At 69.8% G+C, this 12,293-nt stretch carries 16 protein-coding genes; 13 read left to right on the top strand and 3 right to left on the bottom strand.

Going from position 1 to position 12,293, the window contains the following annotated elements; genetic code table 11:
* Positions 1 to 281: 281 nt before the first annotated feature.
* Positions 282 to 1,025 carry a winged helix-turn-helix transcriptional regulator gene (locus tag ACWEV3_RS08325; protein WP_358581468.1) on the bottom strand — a complete coding sequence of 248 codons (744 nt, stop codon included), beginning with the start codon at positions 1,023 to 1,025 and terminating at the stop codon, positions 282 to 284.
* A 187-nt stretch (positions 1,026 to 1,212) separates the two neighbouring features.
* Between ACWEV3_RS08325 and ACWEV3_RS08320 the strand changes: the two genes are divergently transcribed.
* The 7 genes from ACWEV3_RS08320 to ACWEV3_RS08290 all read left to right on the top strand — a co-directional run bounded on the left by ACWEV3_RS08320 (position 1,213) and on the right by ACWEV3_RS08290 (position 5,510).
* Positions 1,213 to 1,971: an alpha/beta hydrolase gene (locus tag ACWEV3_RS08320; RefSeq protein ID WP_452613224.1), complete on the top strand. Its 759-nt coding sequence runs from the start codon at positions 1,213 to 1,215 to the stop codon at positions 1,969 to 1,971.
* A gap of 48 nt (positions 1,972 to 2,019) precedes the next feature.
* Positions 2,020 to 2,823: an LmeA family phospholipid-binding protein gene (locus tag ACWEV3_RS08315; protein WP_452613223.1), complete on the top strand. Its 804-nt coding sequence runs from the start codon at positions 2,020 to 2,022 to the stop codon at positions 2,821 to 2,823.
* Positions 2,820 to 3,263, top strand: a complete 444-nt coding sequence (locus ACWEV3_RS08310) for a TlpA family protein disulfide reductase (protein ID WP_132482198.1) — start codon at positions 2,820 to 2,822, stop codon at positions 3,261 to 3,263. The genes ACWEV3_RS08315 and ACWEV3_RS08310 overlap by 4 nt, the downstream gene beginning before the upstream one ends.
* 396 nt (positions 3,264 to 3,659) lie before the next feature.
* Complete coding sequence (locus tag ACWEV3_RS08305) at positions 3,660 to 3,734, top strand: putative leader peptide (protein ID WP_350945149.1); 75 nt, start codon at positions 3,660 to 3,662, stop codon at positions 3,732 to 3,734.
* 109 nt (positions 3,735 to 3,843) lie between these two features.
* A complete protein-coding gene (locus tag ACWEV3_RS08300) occupies positions 3,844 to 4,293 on the top strand; it encodes a DUF4395 domain-containing protein (RefSeq protein WP_452613222.1) in 450 nt (149 codons plus the stop codon).
* Positions 4,294 to 4,323: 30 nt separating this feature from the next.
* Entirely contained in the window at positions 4,324 to 5,172 is an 849-nt protein-coding gene (locus tag ACWEV3_RS08295) for a sulfurtransferase (protein WP_358581457.1), read from the top strand.
* 38 nt (positions 5,173 to 5,210) lie between these two features.
* Complete coding sequence (locus ACWEV3_RS08290; RefSeq protein WP_452613221.1) at positions 5,211 to 5,510, top strand: DUF1416 domain-containing protein; 300 nt, start codon at positions 5,211 to 5,213, stop codon at positions 5,508 to 5,510.
* A gap of 65 nt (positions 5,511 to 5,575) precedes the next feature.
* Here the strand turns inward: ACWEV3_RS08290 and ACWEV3_RS08285 are convergent, their stop codons facing one another.
* A complete protein-coding gene (locus ACWEV3_RS08285) occupies positions 5,576 to 6,322 on the bottom strand; it encodes a class I SAM-dependent methyltransferase (RefSeq protein WP_397527791.1) in 747 nt (248 codons plus the stop codon).
* A 248-nt stretch (positions 6,323 to 6,570) separates the two neighbouring features.
* On the opposite strand from ACWEV3_RS08285, the gene ACWEV3_RS08280 reads away from it, so the two are divergent.
* Together ACWEV3_RS08280 and ACWEV3_RS08275 are read left to right on the top strand one after the other, a co-directional pair.
* Positions 6,571 to 7,212, top strand: a complete 642-nt coding sequence (locus tag ACWEV3_RS08280; protein WP_358581453.1) for an FABP family protein — start codon at positions 6,571 to 6,573, stop codon at positions 7,210 to 7,212.
* 81 nt (positions 7,213 to 7,293) lie between these two features.
* Positions 7,294 to 7,806, top strand: coding sequence for a DinB family protein (locus ACWEV3_RS08275; protein ID WP_452613220.1), 513 nt, complete (start codon positions 7,294 to 7,296; stop codon positions 7,804 to 7,806).
* Positions 7,807 to 8,022: 216 nt separating this feature from the next.
* Here the strand turns inward: ACWEV3_RS08275 and ACWEV3_RS08270 are convergent, their stop codons facing one another.
* Entirely contained in the window at positions 8,023 to 8,871 is an 849-nt protein-coding gene (locus ACWEV3_RS08270; RefSeq protein ID WP_452613219.1) for an aminodeoxychorismate lyase, read from the bottom strand.
* Between the two features lie 153 nt (positions 8,872 to 9,024).
* On the opposite strand from ACWEV3_RS08270, the gene ACWEV3_RS08265 reads away from it, so the two are divergent.
* The 4 genes from ACWEV3_RS08265 (at position 9,025) to ACWEV3_RS08250 (ending at position 12,265) form a co-directional block, all read left to right on the top strand.
* Positions 9,025 to 9,465 (top strand): Fur family transcriptional regulator, encoded by a 441-nt coding sequence (locus ACWEV3_RS08265; protein ID WP_132482183.1) that lies wholly within the window; start codon positions 9,025 to 9,027, stop codon positions 9,463 to 9,465.
* Positions 9,462 to 10,604 (top strand): CAF17-like 4Fe-4S cluster assembly/insertion protein YgfZ, encoded by a 1,143-nt coding sequence (gene ygfZ / locus ACWEV3_RS08260; RefSeq protein WP_452613218.1) that lies wholly within the window; start codon positions 9,462 to 9,464, stop codon positions 10,602 to 10,604. The genes ACWEV3_RS08265 and ygfZ overlap by 4 nt, the downstream gene beginning before the upstream one ends.
* Positions 10,605 to 10,731: 127 nt before the next feature.
* Positions 10,732 to 11,292 (top strand): RsiG family protein, encoded by a 561-nt coding sequence (locus ACWEV3_RS08255; protein WP_452613217.1) that lies wholly within the window; start codon positions 10,732 to 10,734, stop codon positions 11,290 to 11,292.
* A gap of 163 nt (positions 11,293 to 11,455) precedes the next feature.
* Positions 11,456 to 12,265, top strand: a complete 810-nt coding sequence (locus ACWEV3_RS08250; RefSeq protein ID WP_452613216.1) for a methyltransferase domain-containing protein — start codon at positions 11,456 to 11,458, stop codon at positions 12,263 to 12,265.
* The last annotated feature ends 28 nt before the right edge of the window (positions 12,266 to 12,293 follow it).

The raw sequence follows: 12,293 nt of genomic DNA, 5'->3' as shown, positions 1-12,293 counted from the left end.
ACCCCGCGTGGTCGTCGTCATCCTGGGCGGGCGGAATTGATTGTCCATCACTCGGCGATCGTCAATTTCTCGCGAAATTGCGCCCCGCCACGGTGAATCATCACCAAATGATTCCGCAACGCGGAAGGGAATTTTCCGCTCGTACCTAAGATCGGGCACCCCAATTCTAGGCAGAATCGGGAATCCGGCACCGGACGAAGATCAACAATTCCACCGGGGATCGCCTGGAATGCGCGAAGGAGCCTCCGGCCGGATCGGCCGGAGGCTCCTTCGCGGGTGGATCAGTACGCGTCGACCGTCTCGCGCTCGATCGCTTCGAGCTCAGGGTGCGCCTGCTCGGCCGCCCGCGCGGAGCCGCCGCGGCTCGGGCGGACGAACTTGTAGCCCACGTTGCGGACCGTGCCGATCATCGAGTCGTGCTCCGGGCCGAGCTTCGCGCGCAGCCGCCGCACGTGGACGTCGACCGTGCGGGTGCCGCCGAAGAAGTCGTAGCCCCACACCTCCTGCAGCAGCTGGGCCCGGGTGAACACGCGGCCCGCGTGCTGGGCGAGGTACTTGAGCAGCTCGAACTCCTTGTAGGTGAGCTCCAGCGCCCGCCCCTTCAGCCGCGCCGTGTAGGTCGCCTCCTCGATCACCAGGTCGCCGACGCTCAGCGAACCGTCACCGCCGGAGCCCGCGCTGGTGCGCCGCGACACCAGCAGCCGCAGGCGGGCGTCGATCTCCGCCGGGCCGGTGGTCGGCAGCAGGATGTCGTCCACGCCCCACTCGGCGCTGATCGTGACCAGCCCGCCCTCGTTCACCAGGGCGACCACCGGCACGTCCCCGGCCGCCAGCAGGCGGCACAGGTCGCGCGCGCCGACCAGGTCGTTGCGGGCGTCGACGATGATCACGTCGTGCGCGCCGCCGGAGAGGATGGCGCCTGGATCGGCGGGCAGGGTGCGGACCCGGTGCGGCAGCAGCGCCAGCGCGGGCAGCACCGCTTCGCACTCGGATTCACTGGTAAGCAGGAGTAGTTCGGAGCTCATCAGAGGGGCCTCCGTCCCAAGGCGAGAAACACCGACGACCGGTGGGAGAGCGGCCATCCGCAATCGGGGGACGGCCCGGCGTCGTTGCCTGTGGATGGCAAGGAGAATAACCGAAATGCGGCGGAAAAACCCAGGTCCAACCGGCGGCATCACATTTGTGAACGGTGGGCGACCATTTGTTACGGGCATGTGTCGGGTGCGCCACATCACGCTCACCGCCGCCGACGGCACGCCGCTGCGCGGGCTGCTCTACCCCGGTCCGGGCCTGCCTGCGGACCTCGGTTTCGTGGTCGGCCACGGCTTCACCAACCACGTGCGCAAGCCCGCCGTGCGGCGGGTGCTGGAACGGCTGGCGAGCCACGCCCCGGTGCTCGCGGTCGACTTCCGCGGGCACGGCCGCTCCGGCGGCCGCACCACCGTCGGGCCCGCCGAGGCGCTGGACATCGCCGCCGCCGTCGAGCGCCTCCGCGAGCTCGGCTGCCGCAAGGTGGTCACCGTCGGGTTCTCGCTGGGCGGCTCGGTGGTGCTGCGGCACGCGGCGCTGTCCACGCCGCCGGACGCGGTGATCTCGGTGAGCAGCCCGGCGCGCTGGTGGGTCCGCGAGACGCCCGCGATGCGCAGGGTGCACTGGCTGCTCGAACAGCCGCACGGCCGCTGGAGCGCCCGCCTGCTCGGCGTCCGCCTCGCCCCGCCCTGGCCGGACGTGCCGATCTCGCCGATCGAGCTGGCGTCGCGCATCCCGGTGCCGCTGCTGGTCGTGCACGGTGACCAGGACCACTACTTCCCGGTGGCCGACGCGGTGGCGCTCAGCGAGGCGGGCGGCGGCGAGTTCTGGCTGGTCCCTGGCATGCGACACGCCGAAAGCTCGACCAGCGCCGAATTGGTGGACCGCATCGCCGCGTGGGCGGCCGATACAGTGGGGCCACCTGATCGTGGTGGCCGCTAGCCCCCGAACGCCACCGGCCTCCTGCCCCGACCAGAAACGGACCGCTCGGTGAAGAAGCTCGCCATCGCCCTCGTGATCATCGTCGGCCTCCTGGTGGGCGCCGACTTCGGCGCTGCCGCGATCGCCGAGTACCAGGTGTCGAAGCGGCTCGCCGAGCAGATGCGGCTCCGCGAGAACCCGGACGTGCGGATCAACGGGTTCCCATTCCTCACCCAGGTCATCGCCGGGAACTACCGCGACGTGCAGCTGGCCGCCAACGCGGTGCAGGTCGGCCAGCTCAACGAGGTCGGCATCGAGGCCGACCTGCACGGCGCGCGGGTGTCCACCGCCGACGTGATCTCCGGCACGGCCGACCACATCACCGTCGACCAGCTCGTCGGCCGGGTGAAGCTGAAGGCCTCCGACATCGCGCGGCTGATCGGCATCCAGGACCTGACGATCGAGCCGGCCCCCAAGGACGCGCTGGCCGACGACGACGGCAACATCAGCAGCGCCGACGAGCAGCTCGCGGCGGGCACCGACGACACCAAGGCCGTGGTCCAGCTGGACGGCACCGTGAACATCGCGGGCTCCGACAACAAGGTGCGGGTCATCGCGGTCTTGTCCCTGGTCGACGACAAGATGAAGATCGAGCCGCGGAAGCTGGACCTGAACAACAGCGCGCTGGGCCGCATCGAGCTGCCGAAGCTGTTCGAGCAGTCGGTGCTCAAGCAGTTCAGCACCACCCTCGACCCGGGGATGCTGCCGTTCGAGATCAAGCCGACCGCCGTGCGCGTCGAGCGGGGCGCGCTGGTCATCGAGGGCATCGCCGAGAACGTCACCATCAACGCCGGCGGGGTGACCACGGGGTGAACGCGGGCACCTGGGCACTGCTGATCGCCGTCGCCGTCGCCGCGGTGTTCGGCCTGGTGTGGCGGGCCAGGGAGGGCAAGGTGCGCAAGGCGACCGGCGGCGAGGAGAGCATGTTCGACAAACTTCCCGAGGGCCTGCGGCAGCAGCTCGCCGACGCCCCGGACACCGACGCCAAGGTGACGCTGCTGCAGCTGTCCACCACGTTCTGCGCGCCCTGCCGGCACACCCGCATCCTGCTGTCCGACTTCGTCGGGCGCACCGAAGGCGTGCGCCACGTGGAGGTCGACCTCACGGATCACCCGGAGTGGTCGACGCCGCTGGGAGTGCACCGCACCCCGACGACGCTCGTGCTCGACGACGCGGGCCGGGAGCTGTTCCGCGTCGGAGGAGTCCCGCGCCGGGACGAGCTCGCCACCGCCCTGCAACCCCACCTCGCGTGACGCCGGTCCATCCGGCCCGCCTGGAGCTTCACGGTTCACGCTGGTCACGGGGCCGTGAGTGTTTTGGGGCGCTATGGCACCCCAAAACAAAAACCGCCCCCGCCACAACCCCCCCCCCCCAACCCAAAACTGTCTGGCGAGGGCTGCCGCAAGCGGCGCAGCCGCTTAGCCCACCTAAGCAACTTGCACCGCCGCGGGTTCTCAGACGTCGTCTGGCGAGGACAGCCCCGATGCCGTGTATTGGGCATGCATAAGTCGGGGATCCCACAGTCCAGACGGCGGCCGTAACTCCCGCAGGGGAGCCGCCACGCAAAACGAGCCTGGAACTTCCAACTACGGCGTCTCACCCTGTGAACGACCTTCCCGCCGATCGGTCTAGCCGGTAACCTCCGGTTCGTGCATGTACTGCTGACCCGGAGGCGCGCGGTGGATCTTTGCCGCGTGGGTAGCAGCCTGTGTTGCGGGCACTGACCGGGCGGTAGTACGTCTTGCACATCGCACGGCCGCGCGTGGCTGGGGTGTGCTCTCCGAAACCGCCTGACGGACTCGGCAGTCGAAGTCCACTGAGTCAGGAGGCCCCATGTCCGCCGCAACGCTCGACCCGCGTGGCGTCCGCTTCACCGCCGCGATGACCAGCGCGATCCTCGCGCTCGGGCTGATCACCGCGAGTTGGCGGGTGCTCGCCGCACAGATGGTGCTGTTCGGGATGTGCGCTTTCCTCGGAATGCGGCTCAACCCGTGGGGTTACGTGTTCCGGCAGGCAGTGCAACCGCGCCTCGCGCCCGTCGATCCGGCCGAACGCGAAGAACCGGCACCGGTCCGGTTCTCCCAGGGGGTCGGTTTCGCCTTCGCGCTGGTGGCCACCATCGGCTACGCCGCCGAGTGGACGACGCTGGGCCTCGTCGCGAACGCGTTCGCCCTGGTGGCAGCGCTGCTCAACGCGGTGTTCGGCTACTGCCTCGGCTGCCAGATGTACCTCTTGCTCCGGCGCGTCGCGCCCGTCGGGGCGTCCACATCAGACACCCGCTGAACCACCGAAGATCAACGAAGGAGTCGCTCGATGAGCCGCGCAGAGGTCCTGGTTTCCACCGAGTGGGCCGAACAGAACCTGAACACCGCCGGCGTGGTGTTCGCCGAGGTGGACGAGGACACCACCGCCTACGACGGCGGGCACATCCCGGGCGCCATCAAGCTGGACTGGAAGAACGAGCTCCAGGACCACGTCCGCCGCGACTTCGTCAACCGCGAGGGCTTCGAGAAGCTGCTGTCCGCCAAGGGAATCAGCAACGACGACACGGTGATCCTGTACGGCGGCAACAACAACTGGTTCGCCGCGTACGCGTACTGGTACTTCAAGCTGTACGGGCACGGTGACGTCAAGCTGCTCGACGGCGGCCGCAAGAAGTGGGAGCTCGACGGCCGCGAGCTGACCAAGGACGAGCCGAACAAGGCCGCGACCACCTACAAGGCGCAGGAGCCGGACACCTCGATCCGCGCGTTCCGCGACGAGGTCGTGGACGCCATCGGCAACAAGAACCTGGTCGACGTCCGCTCGCCCGACGAGTTCGCGGGCAAGCTGCTGGCCCCGGCGCACCTGCCGCAGGAGTCGGCGCAGCGCGCCGGGCACATCCCGTCGGCGATCAACGTGCCGTGGAGCAAGGCCGCGAACGAGGACGGCACCTTCAAGTCCGACGACGAGCTGACCGAGATCTACCAGGACGCCGGGCTCGACACGTCGAAGGACACCATCGCCTACTGCCGGATCGGCGAGCGCTCCTCGCACACCTGGTTCGTCCTCCGCGAGCTGCTGGGCAACGCCAACGTCAAGAACTACGACGGCTCGTGGACCGAGTACGGCTCCCTCGTCGGCGTCCCGATCGAAAACCCCGCCGAAGCGGCCAAGAACTGACCATCCCGGTCTCGTTTTCCAGGTGAGGAGAGTTGAGCATGAGCGGATGCGGAGCGCCGCAGCAGTCGGGCACGGCGGTCGCCGAGGACACCGACCAGGTCATCGTGACGGGCAAGGTGCGGGCCGGCAGCGAGCCGGTCGGCGGGGCTTTCGTCCGCCTGCTGGACTCCTCGGGCGAGTTCACAGCGGAGGTCGTCTCCTCGCCGGAGGGTGACTTCACCTTCTACGCCGCCCCGGGCGACTGGACGGTCCGGGCCCTCCACCGCGAGGGCAACGGCCAGACCGCGGTCACCACCAGCGGACCGGGCGTGCACGCGGTGGACATCGCCGTCGCCTGAGTTCTTCCCCACGCGAAGGGCGCCCCGCACCGGTTCGGTGCGGGGCGCCCTTTCGTCCACTGTGGTCAGCGGGCGGACTTGGACCGGAGCAGGGCGAAGGCCCGTTCGTCGCGGTCCTGGGAACGCGGGTCGGAGTCCTCCTGGCAGCCGACCGTCGTGAAGTCCACGACCTCCCAGCCGGTGCGGTCGAACAGCCGGCGCAGGCCCGTCTCGCTGAAGATCCAGAAGTTCGTCGCGTCGTTGTTGGCCTCGGCCGGGTCCAGCAGGTACGCCACCGGCAGCTGCTGGATCCGGGTGCCGTCCGGCGCGACCTGCGCGACCCGGGTCGACACGAAGCACAGGTCGGCGCGCTTGGCCAGCTCCTCCAGCACGAAGTACGGGTTCTTCAGGTGGTAGAGCAGGCCTAGGAAGAACACCGCGCCGTAGTGCTCGGCGGGCAGCCGGAACTGCGCGTCCAGGTCGATCTCGTGCACCTGCACGCCGGAGTCCAGCTCCTCGACGAGCCGGCGCGCGCCGCGCAGTCCGTTGAAGTTCGTCGGCGCGTTGTCGATCACGTCCACCTGGCAGCCCAGCTCGGCCTCCAGGAAGAAGCCGAAGTCGCCGTCGGCCGCGCCGATGTCCGCGATGCGGGTACCCGCGATCCGGTCGAACACCGAGCGCTGCTCGCCGGTCAGCAGCGCGTCCAGGTGGAAGATGTTCGCCATCGTGTCGTACGGGTACCAGCCGAAGTCGGCGGGCGCGATCTTGTCCTTGCGCGCCAGCAGATCCTCGCGGAAGGCCAGCGCCCGCTCGCGCAACGTCTCGAAGTCCATGTGATCCCCGTCCCCTGCTGTCGGCCCAGCGCAGTTCGGCGCGGTATCCGCCCGCAGATCATGCCCGACGCCACACTCCGGACGGGCGCCGCGGTGGTTATCCTTTGCGCGTGGAACTTATCGACTTCCTGCACTACGGTCTCGTCACCCTCGTCGGGCTCGCCGCGCTGGCCACCATCTGGTTCGCCTGCTACGTGGTGTACCGCCTGCACAGCGACTGATCCGGGGCTCCCGGTAATCTCGACGCGATGACTGCTACGCCGAACGAACCACAGCGCGGCAGCGGCGACGCCGCGGTCGCCGCGGCCGAGGAGCGCGCCAAGCTGACCCGGGACCGCAACGTCCCGGAGTACGACGACCTGCCCGGCGTCGGCGACACCGCCAACCTGCGGATGGGCCCGTCGCTGAACGACGCCTGCCTCGCACTGCTGCCGCTGGTCGGCGTGTGGCGCGGCGAGGGCGAGGCGTCGCACCCGTCGCTCGACGAGTCGTACTGGTTCGTCCAGCAGGTGACCATCGCGCACGACGGCCGCCCGTTCCTGACCTACGAGAGCCGCGCGTGGCGGCTCGACGGCGAGGGCGGCAAGGTCGTCGCGCCCGCGTTCCGCGAGGTGGGCTTCTTGCGCCCCCAGGCGGACGACACCATCGAGCTGATGATCCTGCACGAGACCGGCGTCGCCGAGATGTTCTTCGGCAAGCCGCAGGGCCAGACCACCTGGCACTTCGGCACCGACGCGGTCCTGCGCACACCGACCAGCGAAGACGTCACGGCGGCCACCCGGCTCTACGGCGTCGTCGAAGGCTCGCTGGCCTACGTCGAGGAGCGGGCCACCTCGGAGCACGAGCTGCAGCCGCGCCTGTCCGCGAAGCTCGACCGCGTCGTCGGCTGAGGTTCCCGCTCGGCCGTTCCTTGTCAGACCCCCGGGCTACGTTTCTGGTCAGCTGACCGACGAACCCGAGGCAGGCAGAGCATGACCAGCACCCTCACCGGCGAGCGCGCCGACATCCTGGAACTCCTGCGGGCGCACCGCGGCTTCCTGCGGCACACGGTGCAGAACCTCACCGACGAACAGGCCCGCCTGCGGCCGACCAAGAGCGAATTGTGCCTCGGCGGGCTGATCAAGCACGTGACCGAGGTCGAGCGGAGCTGGGCCGACTTCATCCGCAACGGCCGCAAGTTCGACGCCTACGACGAGGCGGCGTTCGCGGAGCAGGCGGCGACCTTCCACCCGACCGACGGGGAAACGCTGGAATCGCTGCTGGCGGAGTACGCGGAGGTGGCGGAGCGGACCGACGAGATCGTCGCGACCCTGCCGGACCTGGACCTCTCCCACCAGCTGCCGGACGCCCCGTGGCAGGAGGAGAAGGGCCAGCGCTGGACGGTGCGCCGGGCGCTCCTGCACATCGCGGCGGAGACGGCCCAGCACGCGGGCCACGCCGACATCATCCGCGAGACGATCGACGGCCAGAAGACCATGGGCTGACCTGGCAGGACCGACCTCGCGGGACCGACCTCGTGGGACCGCAATTTCCATTGAAATCGAAGGTCCAATTTCAATGGAACTTGCGGGAGTCATCCACAACCTTCGGCGTGTCGCGGAGCGACACGCCGTCCGGCCGCAATTTCCATTGAAATCGAAGGTCTGATTTCCATTGAAATTGCGGCCGGTCGGTCGCCGGTCGGTCGCCGGTGCCGGTGATCAGTAGTTGGACTCGTAGAGGCGGTTGATCTCGGCGTGCAGGTCGGCGTCGGTCTTGACCTCGGTGCCGTCGATGGTGTGCACCTGGGTCATCAGCCGGACGCTCGACGCCAGCCACACGCCGTCGCTTTCGAACAGCGCCGAGGCCGGGAACTTCGCCACCTCGGTCTTCCAGCCCGCCTGCTCCGCGGCGCGGAACAGCGCGCCCTGGGTGGTGCCCTTGAGGATGCCCGAGCTGGGCGGCGTGGTCAGCAGCGTGCGGCCCTGTGCGAGCACGACCGTCGAGGTCGGCCCCTCCAGCACCGAGCCGTCGGTGGCGGTGAAGATCACCTCGTCCGCGCCGCGCGACTCGGCCTCCCGCATCGCGGCCATGTTCACCGCGTACGACAGGGTCTTCGCGGACAGCAGCAGCCAGGGCGCGCGGTCCATCAGGTCCGGCGCGTAGCCCCGCTCCAGCGTCACCGCCGCGACGCCCTCGGCGCGCTTGCGCAGCGTGTCGGGGCCGATCTGCATGCCCATCGCGAAGCCGTTGGGGGTGCCGTCGCCGCCGTCGACGCCGCGGGTGCACACGAGCTTCAGCGCCATCTGCGGGTCGGTGTCCCACGGCCAGTTGTCGATGACCACCTGCACGACGCGCTCCCACGCGGCGCGCTCGGGCAGCCGCATCTGCATCAGGCCGGCGGAGCGCTCCAACCGGTCGAGGTGTGGCCCGAGTTCCCTCGGCTTCCGGTCCGCGACCAGGATCGTCTCGAAGATGCCGTCGCCGCGCATCACGCCGAGGTCGTCGGCGCGGAACAGCGGCGCCTCCGGATCAACGAGGGTCCCGTCCAAAAGTGCCAGTACGCGCATGCCGGAAGCCTAGAACCTCCGCGCCGGCGACAACGGCCGCCCCGCGCACGCGGCCGGCAACACCACCCGCCCCGCTCAACGAGCCGATCCGAGCATTCCGGCGCGGAGTTACGATCGAAGGAACTTCAAGCGCGCCGAGCACAGGAGCGGGCATTGAGCGACCAGGGATCGCTGCGCAGCACCTTGCACCAACGCGGCATGCGGATGACACCGCAGCGCCAGCTGGTGCTGGACGCGGTGCGCGAGCTCGGGCACGCGACGCCGGAGCAGGTCTGCCGGCGCGTGCAGGGCACCGCATCGACGGTCAACATCACGACGATCTACCGCGCCCTGGACCTGCTGGAGGAGCTGGGCCTGGTGCGGCACACGCACCTGGGGCACGGCGCGCCGACCTACTCCGTCGAGGAGCACGAGCACGTCCACCTGGCGTGCCACCGCTGCGGGACCATCGACGAGGTCTCGACGGAGCTGCTGGACGACCTGTGCCGCGACCTGCTCGCGCGGTTCGGGTTCGCCCTGGACGCCACCCACCTGGCCCTGTCCGGCACCTGCCGGAACTGCCGCAACGCCGACGCCGCCGAGGAGCGCCGATGAGCTCACCCCTGTTGGACCTGCCGGGTGCGGTGCCCGCGCCGGACGATGCGGTGGACGCCGGTGTGCCCTGGCACTTCGGCGACCCGTTCGCCGAGCAGCGGTCGGCGACCCGCTCCGCCGTGCTGGTGGACCGCTCGCACCGGCAGATCATCGCGGTGCCCGGCGAAGAGCGGCTGAGCTGGCTGCACCTGGTGCTCTCGCAGCACCTGACGGAGCTGCCGGACGGGCAGGGCACCGAGGCGCTGGTGCTGGACAGCCAGGGCCGCGTCGACTGCCACGTGCTCGTCGCGCACCACGACGGGGTCGTCTACCTGGACGCCGATGCGGGGGCCCAGGCCACCAGCGCGTTACCGACGATGGGCGTGGACGGCAGGCAGTCGCTGCTGGAGTACCTCGACGCCATGCGCTTCTGGTCCAAAGTGGAGCCTCGGGACGCCACCGAGGAGTTCGCGGTGCTGACCGCGGTCGGCCCGGACGCGGGCGGCATCCTCGCCCAGTTCGCACCGGTGCCGTCGAAGCCGTACGAGGTGAAATCCCTGCCCGGCGGTGGCTTCAGCCGGTACGTGCCGTTCCGCGCGCTGCCCACCATCGACCTCGTGGTGCCGCGCGCATCGCTGGTGGAGTGGTGGACGAAGCTGACCGACGCGGGCATCCGGCCCTCCGGCACGCTCGCCTTCGAGGCCCTGCGGGTGGAGGCGCTGCGGCCGCGGGTCGGGCTGGACACCGACGAGCGCGCGATCCCGCACGAGCTCGGCTGGGTGCACGTGGCGGCGCACGTGGCCAAGGGCTGCTACCGCGGTCAGGAAACCGTCGCCAAGGTGCACAACGTCGGCAAGCCGCCGCGGCGGATGGTGCTGCTGCACCTGGACGGTTCGGCGGAGATCCTGCCGGAGACCGGTGATCCGGTGTGGCTCGGCGAGCGCAAGGTCGGCCGGGTGGGCAGCGTGGTGCAGCACCACGAGCTCGGGCCGGTGGCGCTGGCGCTGCTCAAGCGGTCGGCGCCGGTGGACGGTGAACTGGTCGCCGGCGATCCGGAGCAGGATCGCGCGGTGGCGGCCGCGGTGGATCCGGACTCGGTGCCGCCGGACACCGGCGAGCCGCCGGGGCGGATCGCGGCCCAGGGGCTGCGCGGCCGGTAGTTGACGAGGCGGGTATGCCTGGAGGCACCACCCCGCGCGTGATCCAACGCGCCGGGGGAGCACCGTTGTTGCAACAACATCGCCCGAACTGTTGGCGAACTGCACAGAATTGCCGGAGGATGGCCACGTGATCGAAGTCCGCCCGGGTGGACGGCGCCGAATCGACAGGGTCCTGGCCCCGGACTACACCAGCGATATCGAACAGCGCACGCTCGGCGAGGTGCGCGCGTTGCGGGACGAGGCGGCGCAGGAGGAAACGGATCTCTCCTACCTGCGCCGGGTTCTGCACGCGCGGATCGACATCGTGCGCGCCGAGCAGCGGCGGCGCCGCGAGGGCGGATCCGCCTCGGTCGTCGAGCAGCTGGTGAACATCCTGTCGGACAACGCCGTCGGGCCGGCGGCCGGTTCCGGCCGCTACCAGACGACCGAGCCGTCGCGGGCCGAGGCGCACCGCAGGCACGTAGAGGCGCTGATCTCCGATGTCGACCTCTCGGACGTGATGTCGTTGTCGGAGGCCAAGCTCGACCAGGCCCTCGGCGCCTACACCGCGGAGGAGGACTCGGTGTCCCAGCGCCGCCGGGAGGTGCAGGGCGTGGTGGACCGGCTGAACGCGGATATCGCCCGCCGCTACCGCGAGGGCGCGGCATCCGTGGACGACCGGCTCGCGGAGGAACGCGACCGGCCCTGACCGCCGAACGGCGTCCTAAGTAGACGATCGGAACGCAGCTCGTGAGCGTTCGATCCGGTTCTCACCGGATCGAACGCTCACGAGTTTTTTTCTTCCCAACTGGACTTTCCTCGGAGTACGCTCACATATTGGTACTGATCTCCCATATTTTGAGATGGATGTCATGAGTGCACAGCCTGACACCTACACCCACGGACACCACGAGAGCGTGCTGCGGTCGCACCGCTGGCGGACCGCCGAGAACTCCGCCGCCTACCTGATCCCGCACCTGCGGCCGGGCACCCGCGTGCTCGACATCGGCTGCGGGCCGGGCACCATCACGCTGGACTTCGCCGCCCTGGTCGGCCCCGGCGAGGTGCTGGGCATCGACAACGTCGACGAGCCGCTGGAGATCGCCCGGGCCGGAGCCGCCGAACGCGGCCTGGACAACATCGCCTTCGCCAACGCCGACGTCTACCGCCTGCCCTACGCCGACGACTCCTTCGACGTCGTGCACGCCCACCAGGTGCTGCAGCACCTGACCGATCCGCCTGCCGCGCTTCGGGAAATGCGGCGCGTGTGCAAGCCGGGCGGCGTCGTGGCGGCCCGCGACGCGGACTACGGCGGCATGCGCTGGTCGCCGGGCAATCCGGGTCTGGACCGCTGGCTGGAGCTGTACCGGCAGGTGGCGCAGAGCAACCAGGCATTCCCCGACGGCGGCCGTTATCTCAAGACCTGGGCGCTGGAGGCGGGCTTCGAGGACATCACGTGCACGGCGTCGGCGTGGTGCTTCGCAGCGCCCGAAGAGCGCTCCTGGTGGGGCAACCTGTGGGCGGACCGCATCCGCCGGTCGTCCTTCGCCGAACAGGCCCTCACCCACGGCCTGACGACGCGCGAGGAGCTGGAGGAACTGGCGGCGGCCTGGCACACCTGGATCGCCGCCGAAGACGGCTGGTTCGCCGTCCTGAACGGCGAGATCACCTGCCGCCCCTGACTGCTGGCCGTGAGTGTTTTGGGGTGCT

It is taken from the genome of Saccharopolyspora sp. NPDC003752 (assembly GCF_053605825.1).
Note: the sequence above shows the minus strand (reverse complement) of the source record. Positions and strands in the feature narration are given on the sequence as shown.